The organism is Mycobacterium sp. 1245801.1 (assembly GCF_001673055.1).
In the GTDB taxonomy this organism is placed as follows: domain Bacteria; phylum Actinomycetota; class Actinomycetes; order Mycobacteriales; family Mycobacteriaceae; genus Mycobacterium; species Mycobacterium europaeum_A.
The window spans coordinates 1-17,692 of sequence record NZ_LZKY01000046.1 but is presented as its reverse complement, the minus strand read 5'-3'; the positions used below and the strand labels follow the sequence as shown (position 1 = coordinate 17,692).

The following is a 17,692-nucleotide window of genomic DNA, read 5'->3' as shown; positions in this document are numbered from 1 at the left end:
GCCAAATAAACGCCCACGAGCAAAAACAGAAGAAACTGCGCGGGCCGTCCGCTACCTGACGCCCTCGGCGAGCTCGCGAGCCTCGCGCTCGGTTTCGACGGCAGGCCCGGAGCCGAGCAACGGCTTGCCGGCGACTTCCGGGGTGAACAGCAACGTGATGGCGCCCACCACGCCGCCGAAGATCAGCATGTAAGCCGGCACCATCACGTTGCCGGTGCCGGAGACCAGCGCTTGGGCGATCAGCGGCGTAACGCCGCCGACCAGTGAAATCGAGATGTTGTACGAGATGGCCAGTGCCCCGTAGCGCACGTTGGTGGGAAACAGTGCGGGCAACATGGCGGGGCCGGTGCTGTCGAAGCACAGCTCCATCAGGCCGATCAGCAGGACGCCGATGAAGATCACCGGGTACAGGCCGCCGAAGCGGATGAGCCAGAACGCCGGGATCGAGGCCACGATCAGCAGCCCGCAGCCGGTCCACATGATGGGTTTGACGCCGATGCGGTCAGACAAGCTGGCGACGAGCACCACGGTGACCATCAAGATCGCCAGCGTCGAGACGATCATCACCAGCCCGGCGGTGTGTCCGACGCGCACGAACAGCCGCAGATACGTCGGCAGATACCCGGTGAGCATGAAGTCGGCGACCTGGGAGGTCAGCACCAGCGCCGCGCAGATCAGCATCGGACGCCACTGGGCCGCGATCGTCCGCCGAATCTGCTGCCCGCCTTGGTCGTCCGCCGAGGGCGCATCGTCGTGCGCGCTCTGGTAGGCGGAGGACTCCTTGAGCCGGAGCCGTAAGAACAGGGCGACCAGGCCGAAGGGCAGGCCCAGCAGCAGCGGAATCCGCCAGCCGTACGCCAGCATGTCGTCGTCCGGCAGCCAGGTCTGCAGCCCCGTCACCAGCATCCCGGCGAGGACGAAGCCGACCAGGTTGCCCATCGGCAAGAACCCGACCATCATGCCGCGTTTGTGGTCGGGGGCCTGTTCGACCAGGTAGGTCATCGCGCCGACGTACTCACCGCCGGTGGACAGGCCCTGAAATATTCGGGCGATGACGAGCAGGATCGGCGCCCAGATCCCGATGGTGCTGTAGGTGGGCAGCAGCCCCGTCATGGTCGTGCTGATCGTCATCATGAGGATGGTCACCACCAGGACCCGGTGCCGGCCGATGCGGTCGCCCAGCGGACCGAAGATGAAGCCGCCGAGCGGCCGCACCACGAAGGCCGCCGCCAGCGTGCCGAAGGTGGCGATCAGGTGGACGCCGCTGACGCTTTTGCCGGGATAGAACACCTGCGCGATCGTGGTCGCGATATAGCCGTAGACGCCGAAGTCGTACCACTCCATGAAGTTGCCGATCGCGGTGCCCATGATGGTCTGCCGCATCGCCGGATCGGCGACCCTGATGTCTTTACGTGCCCATTTCCTCCGGCGGCGTCGAGTACCCATCGACTGATGGCTTACCCGAAACATTCCCGGGACGAACCAGCGGGGTCGGGTAATCGCGCGTGTCGGCGGGCTGGCGCGACGGTCCGGCGAACGCATGCGCGGGCGCGGTCGCGTCCGGCAAATGCCAGCTAGACCCTCCTCGCGAGCGGCGGCGACGACGGTGCGACGGCAACGCCGGCGCCGGATTGGTTATTCGCGTCACGTCCCGGCGGTCGCGGACGCCTCACTGGCCTTTGAGGCTTCCGATGCGCAGCGAGAAGTCGGTGGGTTTGGTCTGGGACGTCTCCTCGAACTGCTCGACGTAGCGACGCGGGTCGCGATCCTCGATCGGCAGCCCCTCGGTGGTGGGGTGCTCGGCCATGAACTCGCTGTACTGGCGCCCGAGCGCGTCGCGAAGCCCGATGGGGGCGTGGCGGCGAAAATCCGACAGCCCTTCTCGTTCCTCTTCACCCATGTGATCGTCGTTGGCCACCCGGGTTCGCCCGACCGCCGCCCACCACTGGTCACTGCCGAGCGGGGCGGCGTTGGCCTCGCGCACGCCGTCGCGGATGTCGTTGTGATCACCGATCGCGTCGAGGGTCTCGCCTTCGGCGTCCTCGCCCCCGCGTTTGAGCAACTGCGGGTAGAAGATCTTTTCTTCGATGTAGGCGTGCACGTCCAGCTTGTCGGCGAGCGGACGCCATACCCGCTTGAGCGCCGCCCGGTCGTCGGGACTGTGCGCCTGCAGGTCGTCCAGCAGCGCGAACTGCTCGCGGAACCACTCATGGTCGGCAAGGATCAACATGGTGATGTCAGCCATCGGAGAGTTCCGCCTCTCTGAACACCGGTCAGCCCGGGGCTTACCCGGTTCATCAGCTGAGATAACAACCCGGCGCGGGATCCGTCAACCGCGTCCAGCCAGCCGGATCGTACGCCTTCGTCGAGTTCACCTGCCCCGCAGCTCGATACCAATTTGACGCCCGCGTCAGTCATCCGGTGACGTCGCGGTGCGGGCAACAGCGTCGGCCCCCGTCCGCAGGCTCGGCGCCCTGAACAGCAACTCGCCGGGCAGGCGCGGACATCCGGGCGGATACACTGGGGCGTCAGTCAGGCGATCTGCTTCGATCGCACCCGGTAAAACAATAAGAACCAGTCAGAGGTTGTGCCTTGTCCGAAAAACCCGGCGATGCCGTCAGCTTGGAACCGCACTTCGAGGACGTACAAGCGCACTACGACCTGTCCGACGAATTCTTCGCGCTCTTCCTGGACCCGACGCGGACCTATAGCTGCGCCTATTTCGAGCGCGAGGACATGTCGCTGGAAGAGGCGCAGTACGCCAAGGTCGACCTTTCGCTCGGCAAGCTCGGCCTGCAGCCCGGCATGACGCTGCTCGACATCGGGTGCGGGTGGGGCACCACGATCGTCCGGGCGCTCGAGCGTTACGACGTCAACGTGGTCGGCCTGACGCTGAGCCGCAACCAGCAGGCGCACGTGCAGCGCCGTCTAGACAGCCACCCCTCGACGCGGTCCAAGCGGGTGCTGCTGCAGGGCTGGGAGCAGTTCGACGAGAAGGTCGACCGCATCGTGTCGATCGGCGCATTCGAACACTTCGGCCGGGACCGGTACCCCGACTTCTTCAAGATGGCCTATGAGGCGCTGCCGGCCGATGGGGTGATGATGCTGCACACCATCATCAAGCCCAGCGACGAGGAATTCGCCGAGCGCGGGTTGCCCATCACCATGACCAAGATCCGGTTCATGAAATTCATCATGGACGAGATCTTCCCGGGCGGTGACCTGCCCCAGGCCAAGGGCATCGTCGAGCACGCCGAGCGCGCCGGCTTCAGCCTCGACCGTTACCAGCCGCTGCGCCTGCACTACGCCCGCACGCTCGACACCTGGTCGGCCGCCCTGGAGGCGCGCAGGGACGAGGCCATCGCGATCCAGTCCGAAGAGGTCTACGACCGGTACATGAAGTACCTGACCGGATGCGCGGACCTGTTCCGCGAGGGGTACACCGACGTAGCGCAGTTCACCCTCACCAAGAGCTGACTTCGCACCTGACCATCAGGCCGAAAGCCGTTCCGACGCAGGGGTTTCGGTCGTCACGCCGGTTCGTGCGCCGCGGCGGCGAAGGCCATCGCTGACGTCGTCGAGCGCCAGTCCCGCGGGTTCGCGTACCAAGACGGTAGTGGCGATACCCGCCGCGTAGCAGCAAAACCCCAACAGGGTCACCGCTCGTAACCCGGCTCCGCTGAGCAGGAGCGGCACGAACAGCGCACCCAGGAACGCCCCGACCTTCGCGATGGCGGAGGAAAGGCCGTGGAACGTGCTGCGCACCGCGGTGGGATAGGACTCCGCGGCGAGAAGCATGGTGGTGTAGTTGGGTCCGAAGGCGACCCCGAACAACGACATGCCGAACACGATCGCGAACGGCACTACCGAGGCGCTGATGATCGGGAAGGCCGTTATCAGCAGCATTGCCAACGCGCAGATGCCAAACCCGAGCCCTTGCAACGTGCGTCGTGGCACCCGGTCGAGCACCAGCAGGCCCGCGATCGCGCCGCCGAGGCCGAAACAGATGACGAGCACCGCGTTCAGGGCGATGTTGGACAGCACACTGCCGTGGGGCGTGATGTGCTTGATCAGCAGTGGTTGGCTGACGTAGCTGCCATAGACGGCGACGTTGAAGAAGAACCAGCTACCCGCGGTGCCCAACAGGACCGTGAGGAGCTTGCGGTTGGACAGTCCGATCTTGGCGGCGGGCGTCGCGCCGACGGCAGGTGAGGTGAATGTCGCGCGCGATTGAGCAAATGCCGCAAAGTCTTTCAGCGCCTGCTGCTCGTCGCCACGCTCGGCCGTCCAGCGCGGTGACTCGGGCATGTGGCGACGCTGATATAGCACCAGCAGGGACGGGATGACGCCGATCCCCAGTATCAGTCGCCAGGCGATGTGGTCGGGCACGCCGATGGCCAGCACGAGCAGGCTGACCAGATATGCCGCGACTTGGCCGAACACGTAGAAGATGAAGGTCAGGCCGACCAGCTGACCGCGGTTTCGCCGATTGGCGTATTCGGCCATGATGACGCCGCTGGCGGGATAGTCGCCCCCGATGCCGATTCCGAGTATCAGCCGCGCGACGAGCAGGATGGTGAAGTTGGGAGCGAACGCGGACAGCAGCGCCCCGATGATCATCAGGACCGCTTCCAAGCCGTAGACGCGGCGGCGGCCGAGCATGTCGCCGAGGCGACCGAAGGCTATGGCGCCCAACGCGACTGCGAGCAGTGTCGAACTCGTCAGCATCGAAATCTGCGCGCCGGTGAGGTGGAACTGCGGGGTGGCCAGCAGGGTGACGGTGCCGATCACGTTGAGATCGTATGAGTCCGTGAAGAATCCGGCTCCCGCGGTCGCCGCGGCCTTGAAGTGGAATATGTCGAGCTTCGCGTCGTCGATCGACTTGGCGACGCCGGCATGGGCCGATGCGGAGGGCATGGCGTCGCGCCGCGGTCCGGGACTTGTCATGATAAGTACCGTCCACCACACGCTAGACGCAAGTCAACGACGTACCGCCATTTATGTCGATGTTCAATATTCGGTAACCTCAAGGATATTCAGTGGCCAGCGGGTCGATGACCGTTCCGACGACATGTATAGTCAAGTGCATGGCAATGGCGCTGCACGAGATGATCGCCGACAGCCTGCGGGAGCAGATCCGGGTCGGAGACCTGCCCGTGGGTTCCGAGCTTCCGTCGGAATCCCAACTCTGTGACCGCTGGAAAGCGTCACGCGGACCTGTCCGCCAGGCGCTGGCCGCCTTGCGTGCCGAGGGCGTCATCGCCGGCGGCCGCGGGAAACGGCCCGTCGTCTGTACGGCGTCGGTGGGCCAACCGTTCGACACGCTGCTGTCCTATTCCGCGTGGGCCCATTCGATTGGGCGCACGCCCGGACAGCGCACGCTCGAATTGGCTTGGCGCCGAGCCGACGAACACGCGGCCTCGGTACTGCATCTCGACGAGGGAGCCCCGGTCGTGCAGATGTTGCGGTTGCGCTACCTCGACGGCGAGCCCGCGATGCTGGAACGAGCGACCTTCGTCGAGCACGTCGGGCGCCGGTTGTTCGACTTCGATTGCGACTCGGGGTCGCTGTGGGCCTACCTGCTGTCGCAGGGAGTGCGGTTCTCGACCGCCTCGCACGTCATCGACGCGGTCGCGGCCGACCGGATCGATGCGGCGTATCTCGCTGTGGCGCAGGGTGATCCGTTACTGCGGCAGCAACGGAGTACCCGGGGCGCCGATGGTGAGGTCATCGAGTACCACGACGACCGCTATCTGCCGGGCATGGTCAGCTTCACGCTGGAGAACACCTTGGACGCGCGCTGCGCCCTGAGCCGAAACGCCAGGCCGGGAACGGAGGTCGACGCCCGATGACCACCCGGGTCGAACTGGCCGTGTTGGACATGGCCGGCACCACCATCGACGAGGGCCAGCAGGTCTACCGGGTCCTCGCCGAAACGGCGAACGCCTACGGAGCGTCGCCGTCCGAGGCTGACATCGCACGCTGGCACGGGGCGGCAAAGCACGAGGCGCTGCGGGCGCTGCTCACCCCATCAGGTGGCGCCCCGCCGAACGCGGAACTGCTGGACGCCGTCGTCGCTGACTTCCGTGCCCGGCTGACGTCCGCCTACGCGGCCTCTCCGCCGCGCCCGCTGTCCGGCATCACCGACGCGATGGCCGCGCTGCGATCCGCAGGTATCCGGATCGCCCTCACCACCGGGTTCGACCGTGACATCGTCGATTCGTTGTTAGCCGCTCTGGGCTGGGAAGGCGAGTCGACCGTGGACGCGGTCGTGTGTGGCAGTGACGTCGCGGCCGGACGCCCAGCGCCCTTCATGATCTTTCGGGCCATGGAGAAGCTCGGTGTCACCGACGTGTCCCGGGTACTCGTCGCCGGCGACACCCCGCGCGACCTACAAGCCGGAACCAACTCGGGTGCGGCGCTTGTCGTCGGCGTCCTGTCGGGGGCCGACGACGCCGTCGAGCTCGGCAGGTATCGACACACCCATCTGCTCGCGTCCGTGGCCGACCTGCCCGCGCTCCTCGAGGTGCGCAACCTGGCGGCCGGCCCCTCGTGACGCAGCCGATGCCGGTCGCGCACACGCTGGCGGCCGTGTGGCGTGGCGGCCCCGACGTCTCGGTGGAATCGGTGCCCGTTCCGCCGTTACGGCCGGGGGATGTGTTGGTGCGAGTCCGGCTCGCCACGGTGTGCGGCAGCGACAGGCACACGGTGTGTGGGCGGCGCCGCCAGCCGTGTCCGTCGATCCTGGGCCACGAGGCCGTCGGTGAGATCGTGGCGCTGGGCGGCGGCCGGCCCGCGGCCGTAGACGGCCGGGCTTTGCGCGTTGGTCAACGCGTCATCTGGTGCGTGACGCTGCCGTGCGGCACCTGCGACCGGTGTCGCGCGGGCGTCACGGCGAAGTGCCGCGTCGTGCGCAAGGCCGGCCATGAGGCACTGGACTCCGAATGGGGACTGTCCGGCGGCTACGCCCAGCACGTTTTCCTTCCCCGCGGTTTGCCCATCGCGGTGGTCGACGACGACCTCATCGACGCGGTCGCCGCACCGGCGGCCTGCGCGACGGCCACGGTCATGTCCGTGATCGAACGCGCGGGAGACCTGAACGGGCGACGGGTGCTCGTGCTTGGCGCCGGCATGCTCGGTCTGACCGCGGTCGCCGCGGCCGGAATCGGTGGCGCCGCGGCGGTGACCGCCGTCGATCCGGACGTGGTCAGAAGGCAACTGGCGCGCAGATTCGGCGCCGGCGATGCGCGAGGTTCGGCATCCGGAGCCGGCACGTGCGACGTGTTGCTGGACTTGGCCGGCGTGCCGCCAGCGCTGGAAGGCGGGTTGGCCGCCCTCGACGTCCAAGGAATAGCCGTGCTGGCGGGTTCGGTCGCGCCGAACGCGGCCGTGGCGGTGGACGCCGAATCGGTGGTGCGCCGCCAACTGTCCATCCTGGGCGTGCACAACTACGAACCGCGGCACCTGACCGCGGCGCTGAGCTTCTTGCGGCGCACGCGCGAGCGTTTCCCGTGGCCCGAATTGGTCGCCGGCCCGGGGTCTCTTGCCGAGGTCGGCGCGTTGCTGACCGCACCCGCGGGACCTGTGCCGCGGTATGCGATAGCCCCGTAACACCGCCGGTGGCAGCACAGCCGGGTTTACCGCACCACAGCCGCGGGTAATTTCCCCGGCAACAACCTGATTCGGTGGGCGCCGATGTCCTTTGGTGCAGCGCCGCTGGAAGGACTGACCGTGAGCGCCAAACACCGCATGCCGGAGCCACCGGAGCAAAAGCCGACGCCGACCGACCGTGGTCGGCGACGCGGGCTTTCCGGCGCCGCGACGATGTGCGAAATCGTCTCCACTTCGCTGTTGGGCGCCGCGTGCCTGATGGCGCTGGTGCTCAACGCAGGCCACCCCGAGAAGCGCGCCGTTGCCGCCAATCTCGAGCCGCCGGCCGTCTCGCAGCCGGTGAGCCAGGAAGGAACCGTGGTGGCCGTGTCGGCGGACTCGGTGACCATGCGCGGCGCCGACGGGCACGTGCAGACGTATGGCTTCACCCCGAACACCACCGTCGTCAATCACGGTAACCGCCAACCCATCACGGCCGCACCGCGTTTCACGGTCAACGACAAAGTCGTTGTGGTCGGGACAATCGAGGGAGGCAAGGCCCTGGCCACCGCCGTGGCCTACCGCGGTGCAGGGCATGGCGAGGCCCCGCCGATGGATTACGGTGACGGCCAAGCGCTTCCGTCCGGCGCCGCCTGATCACACCGCGGCGCTAGTCTGGTGGCGACCCGGACATAGGAGGCGCCGTGAGCGGGCACGAAGCGAAGATGATCATCTTGTCGACTGACGACCTCGACGCGTCGATTCGGTTCTACAGCGAAACCCTTGGCATGCCGCTGAAGTTTCGCGACGGCGCGCACTTCGCGGCCCTCGACGCGGGCCCGGTCACGCTGGCGCTGGCGACCGCGGTGGACCATCCCATCCCCGGGCAGGTCGTGGTCGGCATCAAGACCGCGGACGTCGACGCCGCGGCCAAGGCCGTCGAGGCCAGCGGTGGCGGCATCGTGTACGGCCCCTACGACGACGCCCACGAACGACGGGCCGTGGTCTATGACAACAAGGGCAACGGCCTGGTCTTCTACAAACCACTGACCAAGTAGCCGCGCTTTTGCCGAGAGTGCCTCTGCGGCACTACTTTCCGGTGCGTTCGCGGTGCTTGCAGCCCGGCCAGCAGCACGGCCGGCGCTTGCCCTCCTCCAGCTCCTCCTGGGTCCGGCGGATGCGGCGCTCCCGAGTTGCCTGCTGCTTGGCATCCTCGACCCAACAGATGAACTCGTTTCGGGCCAACGGCGTGATGTCGCGCCAGGCGCCAAGCGCGGTGGCGTTGCCGATCAACGCGTCGCGCAGATCCGCGGGCAATTTGTGCACCACCCCGCCGGGCACCCGCTGGCCGCTCATCGATCCGCCAAATGCGCGCTGTCATCGTTTAATTCGTCGCGGCGCAACGTCATCGGGGTGATGGCGGGAACGTCGCCGCCCGCGACCACGGCGCGGGTGATCGGGGTGAGCGCTGAGAACAGCGTCTCCACCTCGTCGTCGCTGAGCGGGTCGAGCGCGGACAGGGCCAGCGTGTCGGTCATCAATTCGATGTGGTCCTTCAGTTGACGCCCGGCCGGGGTCAGCGCTCCGCCGTCGTCGAGCAGCCCCCGCTCGGCGAGTCGTTGCTCGTGGTGACGCCAGGATGCCTCGTCGTAGTCACGGGTGCGGGCGAGGTAGTCGCGAGACACGTTGCCGGCCGCGGCATGTAGGACGTTCGATTCGCGCCCGGAGATGCCGGCCGCGGCGAGCACGGCCACGTGGGCGTCGCCGCGGTGCTCGCGCAACAGCGTGGTGGCGTGCCACAGCGCCGACAATGGATCGTCCGGCCAGGGCAATGCCAGATTCGCCGCGAACAGGGGACGCCCATCCAGGGGCGCGTGGCGGGCCGCCTTGCCCGCCAGTTCGGCTGCGACGCGGACCTTTTCGTCGGCGCCGAGTCCGTAGCGGCGTAACGCCGCCACCGCGGATTCGTGCCTGGCCTGCAACGCGGCCTGCGGGCCCGCGATCTCCCACGCCGCGGGCAGTGCCTTGGCGACCCGTTCGGGGGCGAAATTGTAGAAGATCGCCGTGACCAACTCCCGGGTCGCGGCGCCCAGCGGCGCCGAGCGGGCCGCGAAATAGCCCATCCAAAAACCCCGATAACCGAGCGCGTCCAACGCCGCCCGCGCTTCGGGCGCGAAATACGTCACCGCGTGCACCGGTTCGTAGCGATCGAAGAAGCGTCGGGCCAGCACCGGTTGTCTCCGCATGCTCGCAGTTAACCACTGGCGCCGGCCCCGACCAAGCACGGATCTGCGCGGCGTGAAAACGCCTCAGCCTAGGCTCGAGGCGTGACCATCCCCTACGACCGGCCCCTGCGCGAGCGGATCCGGAACAATCTGGCCGGCCATAGCCGCCGCGCGGTGACCGACCCGACGAAGCGGCACGCGGCCGTCGCGGTGGTGCTCGTCGACTCCGAGGTGGGGGAGGACCGGGTGGACCCGGTGGCGGTGGACGATTGGAATGCCGGTCGCCCGTTGCCCGCGGCCCACCTGGACGGCCGCATGGTCGATGTCTCCGGCGGCGCCGCTTTTCTGCTGTGCCGCAGGGCCTCTCGTCTCAGCACGCACGCGGCACAGTGGGCTCTGCCCGGCGGCCGCCTCGACCCTGGCGAGACCGTGGTCGACGCGGCGCTGCGCGAACTGCGCGAGGAGGTCGGCGTCGAGCTGTCCGATTCGACGGTCCTGGGCCTGCTCGACGACTACCCCACCCGATCCGGATACGTGATCACGCCGGTGGTGCTCTGGGGAGGCGGGCGGCTCGAGCTACATCCCGCACCCGACGAGGTGGTGGCGGTCTACCGGGTGGGGTTGCACCAACTGCAGCGCGACGACTCGCCGCGGTTCATCACCATCCCGGAGAGCCCACGGCCGGTCGTGCAGATCCCGCTGGGCAACGACCTCATCCACGCACCGACGGGCGCCGTGCTGCTGCAGCTGCGGTGGCTGGGCCTGGAGGGGCGGGGTGATCCGGTCGACGGGTTGGAACAACCGGTGTTTGCGTGGAAGTAGTTACAGCGCAACCTCTTCGAGAGGCGCCTGGGCGATGAGCGGCCGGCTCGGGATGCTCTCGCGGAGAACGGGGGCCACTTCGGACTGGAACAGCTCGAGGCTGCGGCGCTGTTGGTCGCGCGTCACCCCGTCGGCATCGGCGGACAGATGCATCACCTCGTGCCCGAGTTCCCGGTGGTAGCGCCCGACCTTGTCGATCACCTGCGCGGGACTGCCCACCAACGCCGAGCTTCGCTCGACGAAGTCTTCGATCGACTCGAACACCACGGGAAGGCCGGTGCGGCGCGCGAACGCCAGACGCGCCTCGAACATCGGCCGGTAGGTCGCCACGGCGTCCTGTGAGTTCCGGGTGATGTAGAACCCGGCGGTTCCCGCGCCGACGAGGGCGTCCTCGGGCCGGTGGCCGTAGAACTCCCACCGCTGCCGGTAGTGACGAACCAGCTCGGCGTACGGCTCGATGGGATTGCTGACATTGGCGGAGAAGATCGGATCGCCGTGGCGCGCCGCGAGATCGACGGAATCCTTGCTCGTCGCGCTGCCGTGCCAGATCCGGATGCGGCGCTGCAACGGGCGGGGAAGTGCCTTGGCGTTGACGAGTGGCGGACGGAACCGCCCTGACCACGTCACGTTCTCACTGTCCCACAGCAGGCGAAACAGCTCGTAGCCTTCGCGATTGCGGTCCCACTGATCCTCGGGGGTCACGTGGAACAGTTCGGCCTGCGCCGCTCCGTTGCCCTTTCCGATGATCAGTTCGAGCCGCCCACCGGACAGATTGTCCAGCGTCGAGTAATCCTCGAAGGCGCGCACCGGATCAAGCAGGCTCAGCGTGGTAACCCCGGTGAACAAGGCGATCTTCGAGGTGCGCGCCGCGATGTTGCTGAGCACCACCGGTGGGGAGGACGAGATGAACGGGTCTTCGTGACGCTCACCGACAGCGAAGCCGTCGAACCCGAGTTCCTCGGCGAGCACGGCTTTGTCGAGGACATCACGCAGCCGATCGGCCGGGCTCGACTTCGACCCGGAGACCAGGTCCGGCACATGGGTGATGAGTGTGATCAGCAGAAATCTCACGTCCAACCCTCTCGGCATCCTCGGCGCCCAACCGCGATCGACTCGGCCGACGACCGGCCGCACCGGCGCGTGGGCGTCGCCACCCCGACGTAAACGCCGTCGCCGAGCCTCCCATTCCCTATCGCAGCGGCGGCCCGCTACGCCGCCCCGCGCCTGCGTCCGCTACGGCCTCGGGTGTGATGCGGTAGCGGCCGCATCGGCGCAGTCGGATCGAAACCATGCGGCGGCGCCGCATTATCGTGGATCCGGCGCACCGAACAGCGAGCCGGCCAATTCGCCCAGCGACGTGCCCGAGACGTCCCACGCGCCGGTGGACTCGACCGGTGATTCCCGCCCCGGGCCGTATTCGTCGGGCCGCGCGACGTAACCGGTCGCCAGGCCGGCGTTTTGGGCGGCGTCTAAGTCGGAGGGGTGCGCCGCGATGAGCATCACCTCACCCGGTTCCAGGCCAAGGAAACGTGCGGGAGTGTGGTAGGCGCGCGGGTCGGGCTTGTAAGCCTTTTCGACATCGGAACCGAGCACCACGTCCCACGGCAGGCCGGCGAACTTGGCCATCTCGACCAGCAGCCCGGTGTTGCCGTTGGACAGCGGCCCGACGATCACGTGTCGCTTCATGGCCGCGATGCCGTCGACGCTGTCCGGCCACGGCGGCAGCCAGCGCCACGAGCGGGCGAGTGCGTCGACCTCGTCGCCGGGCAGCGCGCCGACAGCGACGCCGAACTGCTCGAGTGATGCGAGGAGGTTCTCTCGATGCAGGATATCCAGTGACACGAATTCCCGGCGGCCCGAACGGATTTCGGCCATCGAGGGTAGGTATCGGCTCCGCCAGTCGATTGCGAACGCGTCCGGGTCGAGGCTGACGTCGTGGCGTCGGGCGAATTGTCGTACCGTGGCGGCGATTCCGGATCGCCAATCGACGACTGTTCCGAAGGTATCGAAGAAAACGGCGCGTACGGCCCGGCCGGTCGAGGGCGAGCGGTATTCGGTCATTCCTCAGGCTAGCGCCGCGGCCGGCGGCGCAGCCGGGCACCGGCACGTAATCTCGCCGTGGAGGATGGCGACTTCAGGAGGGGGCGGGGCGATGGCGGAGCGGGACGATCGCCGATACGTGATCATCGGTGCCGGAGCCATCGGCGGCACGCTGGGCGGATTGCTGGCGAGGGCAGAAACTTCCACCGTCTTGGTTGCCCGCGGCCGGCATGCCGAGGTGCTGGCGGCCGATGGCTTGACGCTGCGGACGCCGGACGGCGCGTGGCGCACACCGGTCACCGTCGCGTCGCGGCCCGACCAGGTGCAACTGACCGAGCGCGACGTGCTGGTCTTCACGACGAAAACCCAGCAACTCGACGCGGCCTTGCAGGAGTGGGTCGACCGCCCGGTGCGCGGAACGCGGGGCACCGCAGGCGAATTGCTGCCGGCGATGACCGCGCTCAACGGTGTTGCCGCCGAGGAGAAGGCGCTGCGCTACTTTGCTCGCGTGTTCGGCGTCTGCGTGTGGTTGCCTGCCGTGCACGTCGAACCCGGGGAGGTGATCGTGCGGTCGTGGCCGGTGGCCGGCCAGTTTCACATCGCACGGTGGCCCGCGGGAGCGGGCGAGGCGGCCGATGCCGACCTGCTGACGAGCCTCGCCGAGGCCTGGAGCGAGGCGGGCATCCGCACCCGAATCACACCCGACGTCGCCCCGTGGAAGTACAACAAGTTGCTGAGCAACCTCGGAAACGGGGTGGGGGCGCTGACCGCCGGCGCGACCGACGCCGGCGAGATACTCGACGCGCTGCGGGCCGAGGGTGAAAATGTCTTGCGCTCTGCGGGAATCGAATTCGTGCGGTTCGAAACGTCGCGGGCGGTACGAACGGACGGTCCGGTCATCCGCCCCGTCCCCGGATGGGACGGTGGGCCGAGCAACTCGACCTGGCAGTCGTTCAGCCGTAACACCGGCAACGTCGAGACGGATTTCTTCAACGGCGAGATCGCCCGGATCGCGCACCGGCACGGCACCAGGGCCCCGCTGAATGCCGCCGTAGCCCGCGCGGTGCGCATGGCGGTGCGCGATGGCGCGGGTCCGGGGTGCTACTGCGTCTCGCAGTTGAGCGAACTGCTCGGGGCAGCGGCGGGCGCCTCGTCGTAGGACCGATCGGGGCACTCAACCGGTCGGCGTACGATATCGTTAGTTGTGCGAACGAATCGTGCCGCGCCTGGTTGATGAGTTGATGGGAGGCTGTTGTGGCCCGAAGTGCCGGCGATACCTGGGACATCGTGACGAGTGTCGGCTTCACCGCGTTGGCCGTGTGCGCGGCGCGTGCCCTCGACGCCGGGCTGCGGCCGCCGTTGGCGAACGACGACTTCGCCGCCGGCTTCGTGGCCGCCGCCGGTGAGCCGAACCTTATTGCGGCAGTGGACAAGACGGACATGACCAGCGCGGCGGCCTTCAATGCACAGTGGGTGGGGGTGCGCACGCGATTCTTCGACGAGTTTGTCGCCGAGGCCAGTCGGTCCGGCACCCGCCAGGCCGTCATACTGGCCGCCGGGTTGGATTCTCGCGCCTACCGGCTGCAGTGGCCCGCCGGCCATACGGTGTACGAAGTCGATCAGCCGCGGGTGCTCGAATTCAAACAGCGGGTCCTCGACCAGCGGGGGGCCGTCCCGTCGACGCGGCGCGTCACCGTCGCCACCGATCTGCGTGACGATTGGGCGGGTGAGCTGATTGCGGCCGGCTTCGACCCCGGCCAACCGACGGCGTGGGCGCTCGAGGGGTTGCTGCCCTATCTGCCCGGGGCCGCGCAGGACGCGCTCTTCGACAAGCTGCACGAGTTGTCGGCCGCCGGTAGCCACCTAGCCGCCGAGCTCGGGCCGGCCCCCGGCGAAGTGCAGGAATTCGCCGACAACGTACCCACCATCAGCCAGGACACCGACCACCCGCCGGTCGCCGAGCTGTGGTACGACGATCCGCGCACCGACACCAAAGCGTTTCTTGCCCAACATCATTGGCGGGTCACCGGCGTGGACCTGGTCGACAAGGCCGCCACCGAATACGGACGGCCCTTCCAGGATCTGCCGGTAGTGTTCGATCGGTTGCTGCGCACCAAGTTCTTCACCGCGGTCCGCGAACGCTGAGCCGCATCACCGGCGAGTGGCCGGCACGCGGCGGTCGAGAATGCTCAGCGCGCGTTCGGCCCACCGAATGTTCTCCTGTTCGAACGAGATTCCCCGGCTCAGCGTCAAATAGGGGCCAATTCGTTCGGTTCGGGCCAGGTATTCCTCTTCGCTGTGGCCGTCCAGCATGCGCGCCCGCAAACGTTCGTAACGTTGCACTTTGGCGCTCGCCCAGTGCAGCCGGTCGCGGATGAACTCGCGGACGGCCTCGATGTCGCCGGCGTCGGCGGCTTGAACCTTGACCAGTAGTTCGTCACGGATCACCGAAGGTTTCGGCGCCTTGGTCGTGAACTGCCGGATCGCGTCCCGGCCGGCTTCGGTCAGGGAGAACATGTGCTTGTTGGGCCGGCGTTCTTGCTGCACGAGCCGGGCCTGGATGAGCCCTTGCTCAGCGAGCCGGTCGAGTTCGCGATACAGCTGCTGCGGGGTCGCCGGCCAGAAGTTTGCGACGGAAGCATCGAAGTCTTTGGCCAGGTCGTATCCGGACGATTCGCCCTCGAGAAGGGCGGCCAACACCGCGTCACGCAGCGACATCGGTCGATGCTACAACGACACGATTACTCAACAAAGTGACTAATCGCACTCTGGACATCGCGCGGCGGGCGCCCTAGCGTCGATCCCGCACGTACTCAACTAGTTGACTATGCGAGGTCGCTCATGCACCCGTTCCGCAAAGCCGTCGAAGAGCGCGACGAGGAGGCCATCCGGGCGATGCTCGCCGACACCGTGGTCTTCACCAGCCCGGTGGCGTTCAAGCCCTACGTCGGCAAGCCGATCACCGCCGCGATCCTGCGCGGGGTGTTGCGGATCTTCGAGGACTTCCGCTACGTCCGCGAGATTCACGACCCCGGCGGGCGCGACCACGCTTTCGTGTTCGAGACCGGCATAGCCGGGGCTCCCGGGGTGAAGATCACCGGATGCGACTTCCTGCACTTCGACGACGACGGACGCATCGACGACTTCATGGTGATGGTGCGCCCGCTGTCGGGCGCGACGGCCTTGTCCGAGGCGATGGGCGCCCAATTCGGTCGCATCCAGCAGGAGGCGCTGGAATTGGCCAATCAATCCGGCACCGCGTAGAAGTATGACCATGCGGATTGGACTGAGCATCAACTATGCGGGCGGATTCAAGGACGTCGCCGCCGAGGTGGCCGACCTGGAACGCGCCGGGCTGGACATTGTCTTTGTGCCCGAGGCATATTCGTTCGATGCGGTGAGCGCGCTGGGTTACCTGGCCGCCAGCACCGAACGGGTCGGGCTGGCCTCGGGCATCCTGCAGCTCTACACCCGAACCCCGACCCTCACCGCGATGACCGCCGCCGGCCTGGACTACGTCTCCGACGGGCGTTTCACCCTGGGCCTGGGCGCTTCCGGTCCGCAGGTCATCGAGGGATTTCACGGTGTTCCCTACGACGCCCCGATCGGCCGGACTCGCGAAGTCATCGAGATCTGCCGGCAGGTGTGGCGACGCGAGACTGTGCAACACCAGGGCAAGCACTACACGATCCCGCTGCCCGCCGACCAGGGCACCGGCCTCGGCAAACCGCTCAAGCTGATCAATTCCCCTGTCCGGGAGCGTATTCCGATACTGGTGGCCGCGCTGGGACCCAAGAACGTCGAACTGGCCGCCGAGATCGCCGAGGGCTGGCAACCGATCTTCTATCTGCCCGAAAAGGCGCAGGACGTGTGGGGGGACTCCCTGGCCGCCGGCCGGGCCAAGCGCGACCCCGAGCTTGGTGACCTCGACATCTACGCCGGTCCCGTCCTGGCCATCGGCGAAAACGTCGAGCCGCTAAGGGAATTCGTCAAACCGCACCTGGCCCTCTACATCGGCGGGATGGGAGCCAAGGGCAAGAACTTCTATCACGCCCTGGCCACCAAATACGGCTACGGCGCGCAGGCCGACCGGATCCAGGAGCTTTACCTGGCCGGCGACAAGGACGGCGCCGCCAAGGTGGTGCCCGACGATCTGGTGCGCGACGTCAACCTGATCGGCACCCGCGAATTCGTCAAGGAGCGGCTGGCGGCGTTCCGTGAGGCGGGGGTCACCACCCTCAACGTGGCGCCCATCGCGTCGACCACGGCGGAGCGGATCAAGCTGATCGAGACGCTGCGCCAACTGGTTTGATCGCCGGCGCGGGCCGCGAGGAATCAGTCCTGGCGGTGGCTGTCTCGGCGTAACCGCACCGCCCGGGCGACCGCCGTTACGGTGGCCAGCACGGCCATCACGGACAGGATCACCACCGAAACCGCCGAGCCGACGGTGGCCAGGATCAGCGGCAGGGCAAAGCCGACGTACGTGACGACGTAGAACACTCCGGTCAGAGCCCCGCGCAGGCGTGGCGGCGCGGCGGCCTCGAGGTCGATCAGGCCTTCACGCAGGCACAGGCCCGAGGCGCAGCCGAGAACCACAAACAGCGGGAGACCCAACGCCGGGGTCAGCGCCGGGGGCGCCAGTGCGGCTACCGCGTAGCCGAGCGCCGCCAGCACCGCACCGACGGTGCCAGACTGCGGACCCCACCGAAGCGCGCGGGCCAGAACCTGTACGACGCCGCTGACACCGTTGACGATCAGGGTGGCCGTGCCGGCCGCCAGGGGAGCCGCGAGCGCGGTGTGCAGCCGGGTGGGGATGGTGACGAATCCCAGTGTCGCCGAGGCGTACACCCATGGCGCCAGCGGTATGGCCCAGCTCAGGGCCCGGCTGACTCCCCGCGCGGCCGGGGCGGCCGGGGCCACCCGCCCCGAGTCGTACCCGGCGGCCGGGCGAGCCACCTCGGCGCGGCGGGCCGCACCGATGACGGCGCACGTTGCCAGCACCACGATGGCCGCGG

Annotated in this window: 19 protein-coding genes and 1 pseudogene; 11 read left to right on the top strand and 9 right to left on the bottom strand. The window is 67.7% G+C overall.

The window, feature by feature from the left end; translation table 11 throughout:
• Nucleotides 1–51: 51 nt before the first annotated feature.
• Together A5622_RS02630 and A5622_RS02625 are read right to left on the bottom strand one after the other, a co-directional pair.
• Nucleotides 52–1,383, bottom strand: a complete 1,332-nt coding sequence (locus A5622_RS02630) for an MFS transporter (protein ID WP_066861209.1) — start codon at nucleotides 1,381–1,383, stop codon at nucleotides 52–54.
• A gap of 286 nt (nucleotides 1,384–1,669) precedes the next feature.
• Nucleotides 1,670–2,245: a hemerythrin domain-containing protein gene (locus A5622_RS02625; RefSeq protein ID WP_066876472.1), complete on the bottom strand. Its 576-nt coding sequence runs from the start codon at nucleotides 2,243–2,245 to the stop codon at nucleotides 1,670–1,672.
• Nucleotides 2,246–2,592: 347 nt separating this feature from the next.
• On the opposite strand from A5622_RS02625, the gene A5622_RS02620 reads away from it, so the two are divergent.
• A complete protein-coding gene (locus tag A5622_RS02620) occupies nucleotides 2,593–3,477 on the top strand; it encodes a cyclopropane mycolic acid synthase family methyltransferase (RefSeq protein ID WP_066876470.1) in 885 nt (294 codons plus the stop codon).
• 15 nt (nucleotides 3,478–3,492) lie between these two features.
• Here the strand turns inward: A5622_RS02620 and A5622_RS02615 are convergent, their stop codons facing one another.
• Nucleotides 3,493–4,947 (bottom strand): MFS transporter, encoded by a 1,455-nt coding sequence (locus A5622_RS02615; protein WP_066876468.1) that lies wholly within the window; start codon nucleotides 4,945–4,947, stop codon nucleotides 3,493–3,495.
• 140 nt (nucleotides 4,948–5,087) lie between these two features.
• Between A5622_RS02615 and A5622_RS02610 the strand changes: the two genes are divergently transcribed.
• The 5 genes from A5622_RS02610 to A5622_RS02590 all read left to right on the top strand — a co-directional run bounded on the left by A5622_RS02610 (nucleotide 5,088) and on the right by A5622_RS02590 (nucleotide 8,648).
• Nucleotides 5,088–5,852 carry a GntR family transcriptional regulator gene (locus tag A5622_RS02610; protein WP_066876466.1) on the top strand — a complete coding sequence of 255 codons (765 nt, stop codon included), beginning with the start codon at nucleotides 5,088–5,090 and terminating at the stop codon, nucleotides 5,850–5,852.
• Nucleotides 5,849–6,556 carry a phosphonatase-like hydrolase gene (locus A5622_RS02605; RefSeq protein WP_066876464.1) on the top strand — a complete coding sequence of 236 codons (708 nt, stop codon included), beginning with the start codon at nucleotides 5,849–5,851 and terminating at the stop codon, nucleotides 6,554–6,556. Before A5622_RS02610 ends, A5622_RS02605 begins: the two co-directional genes overlap by 4 nt.
• Before the next feature lie 8 nt (nucleotides 6,557–6,564).
• Nucleotides 6,565–7,611 carry a zinc-binding dehydrogenase gene (locus A5622_RS02600; protein WP_066876514.1) on the top strand — a complete coding sequence of 349 codons (1,047 nt, stop codon included), beginning with the start codon at nucleotides 6,565–6,567 and terminating at the stop codon, nucleotides 7,609–7,611.
• Between the two features lie 120 nt (nucleotides 7,612–7,731).
• Nucleotides 7,732–8,247 (top strand): hypothetical protein, encoded by a 516-nt coding sequence (locus A5622_RS02595; protein ID WP_231998339.1) that lies wholly within the window; start codon nucleotides 7,732–7,734, stop codon nucleotides 8,245–8,247.
• Between the two features lie 47 nt (nucleotides 8,248–8,294).
• A complete protein-coding gene (locus A5622_RS02590) occupies nucleotides 8,295–8,648 on the top strand; it encodes a VOC family protein (RefSeq protein WP_066876461.1) in 354 nt (117 codons plus the stop codon).
• 31 nt (nucleotides 8,649–8,679) lie between these two features.
• Here the strand turns inward: A5622_RS02590 and A5622_RS02585 are convergent, their stop codons facing one another.
• Nucleotides 8,680–8,946: a YdeI/OmpD-associated family protein gene (locus A5622_RS02585; protein WP_066861233.1), complete on the bottom strand. Its 267-nt coding sequence runs from the start codon at nucleotides 8,944–8,946 to the stop codon at nucleotides 8,680–8,682.
• Nucleotides 8,943–9,836: a hypothetical protein gene (locus tag A5622_RS02580; RefSeq protein ID WP_066876459.1), complete on the bottom strand. Its 894-nt coding sequence runs from the start codon at nucleotides 9,834–9,836 to the stop codon at nucleotides 8,943–8,945. Before A5622_RS02580 ends, A5622_RS02585 begins: the two co-directional genes overlap by 4 nt.
• Before the next feature lie 81 nt (nucleotides 9,837–9,917).
• Here A5622_RS02580 and A5622_RS02575 point away from each other — a divergent pair, with 81 nt between their 5' ends.
• Nucleotides 9,918–10,637, top strand: coding sequence for a CoA pyrophosphatase (locus A5622_RS02575; RefSeq protein ID WP_066861239.1), 720 nt, complete (start codon nucleotides 9,918–9,920; stop codon nucleotides 10,635–10,637).
• On the opposite strand, the gene A5622_RS02570 is transcribed toward A5622_RS02575, so the two are convergent.
• Together A5622_RS02570 and A5622_RS02565 are read right to left on the bottom strand one after the other, a co-directional pair.
• Nucleotides 10,638–11,708, bottom strand: coding sequence for an LLM class flavin-dependent oxidoreductase (locus tag A5622_RS02570; RefSeq protein WP_066876512.1), 1,071 nt, complete (start codon nucleotides 11,706–11,708; stop codon nucleotides 10,638–10,640).
• Between the two features lie 234 nt (nucleotides 11,709–11,942).
• Nucleotides 11,943–12,698 (bottom strand): haloacid dehalogenase type II, encoded by a 756-nt coding sequence (locus tag A5622_RS02565; RefSeq protein ID WP_066861242.1) that lies wholly within the window; start codon nucleotides 12,696–12,698, stop codon nucleotides 11,943–11,945.
• 91 nt (nucleotides 12,699–12,789) lie between these two features.
• Here A5622_RS02565 and A5622_RS02560 point away from each other — a divergent pair, with 91 nt between their 5' ends.
• A complete protein-coding gene (locus tag A5622_RS02560) occupies nucleotides 12,790–13,836 on the top strand; it encodes a ketopantoate reductase family protein (RefSeq protein ID WP_066876457.1) in 1,047 nt (348 codons plus the stop codon).
• Nucleotides 13,837–13,931: 95 nt separating this feature from the next.
• Entirely contained in the window at nucleotides 13,932–14,822 is an 891-nt protein-coding gene (locus tag A5622_RS02555) for an SAM-dependent methyltransferase (RefSeq protein WP_066876455.1), read from the top strand.
• 6 nt (nucleotides 14,823–14,828) lie between these two features.
• Here A5622_RS02555 and A5622_RS02550 read toward each other — a convergent pair whose 3' ends face one another.
• On the bottom strand, nucleotides 14,829–15,395 hold the full coding sequence (locus tag A5622_RS02550) for a PadR family transcriptional regulator (RefSeq protein WP_066876453.1): 567 nt from the start codon (nucleotides 15,393–15,395) through the stop codon (nucleotides 14,829–14,831).
• Between the two features lie 123 nt (nucleotides 15,396–15,518).
• Between A5622_RS02550 and A5622_RS02545 the strand changes: the two genes are divergently transcribed.
• Both A5622_RS02545 and A5622_RS02540 read left to right on the top strand, forming a co-directional pair.
• Complete coding sequence (locus A5622_RS02545; protein WP_066876451.1) at nucleotides 15,519–15,941, top strand: nuclear transport factor 2 family protein; 423 nt, start codon at nucleotides 15,519–15,521, stop codon at nucleotides 15,939–15,941.
• A gap of 10 nt (nucleotides 15,942–15,951) precedes the next feature.
• Nucleotides 15,952–16,989, top strand: a complete 1,038-nt coding sequence (locus tag A5622_RS02540) for an LLM class F420-dependent oxidoreductase (RefSeq protein WP_066861294.1) — start codon at nucleotides 15,952–15,954, stop codon at nucleotides 16,987–16,989.
• A gap of 23 nt (nucleotides 16,990–17,012) precedes the next feature.
• Here the strand turns inward: A5622_RS02540 and A5622_RS02535 are convergent.
• Nucleotides 17,013–17,692: pseudogene (locus tag A5622_RS02535) on the bottom strand (MFS transporter); the annotation flags it as partial.

Bases quoted from the DNA above. Each gene is read 5' to 3' on its own strand.
- A5622_RS02630 (WP_066861209.1), bottom strand. From the start codon at position 1,383: ATGCGGCAGACCATCATGGGCACCGCGATCGGCAACTTCATGGAGTGG.
- A5622_RS02625 (WP_066876472.1), bottom strand. From the start codon at position 2,245: ATGGCTGACATCACCATGTTGATCCTTGCCGACCATGAGTGGTTCCGC.
- A5622_RS02615 (WP_066876468.1), bottom strand. From the start codon at position 4,947: ATGACAAGTCCCGGACCGCGGCGCGACGCCATGCCCTCCGCATCGGCC.
- A5622_RS02610 (WP_066876466.1), top strand. From the start codon at position 5,088: ATGGCAATGGCGCTGCACGAGATGATCGCCGACAGCCTGCGGGAGCAG.
- A5622_RS02605 (WP_066876464.1), top strand. From the start codon at position 5,849: ATGACCACCCGGGTCGAACTGGCCGTGTTGGACATGGCCGGCACCACC.
- A5622_RS02600 (WP_066876514.1), top strand. From the start codon at position 6,565: ATGCCGGTCGCGCACACGCTGGCGGCCGTGTGGCGTGGCGGCCCCGAC.
- A5622_RS02585 (WP_066861233.1), bottom strand. From the start codon at position 8,946: ATGAGCGGCCAGCGGGTGCCCGGCGGGGTGGTGCACAAATTGCCCGCG.
- A5622_RS02580 (WP_066876459.1), bottom strand. From the start codon at position 9,836: ATGCGGAGACAACCGGTGCTGGCCCGACGCTTCTTCGATCGCTACGAA.
- A5622_RS02565 (WP_066861242.1), bottom strand. From the start codon at position 12,698: ATGACCGAATACCGCTCGCCCTCGACCGGCCGGGCCGTACGCGCCGTT.
- A5622_RS02560 (WP_066876457.1), top strand. From the start codon at position 12,790: ATGGCGGAGCGGGACGATCGCCGATACGTGATCATCGGTGCCGGAGCC.
- A5622_RS02550 (WP_066876453.1), bottom strand. From the start codon at position 15,395: ATGTCGCTGCGTGACGCGGTGTTGGCCGCCCTTCTCGAGGGCGAATCG.
- A5622_RS02545 (WP_066876451.1), top strand. From the start codon at position 15,519: ATGCACCCGTTCCGCAAAGCCGTCGAAGAGCGCGACGAGGAGGCCATC.
- A5622_RS02540 (WP_066861294.1), top strand. From the start codon at position 15,952: ATGCGGATTGGACTGAGCATCAACTATGCGGGCGGATTCAAGGACGTC.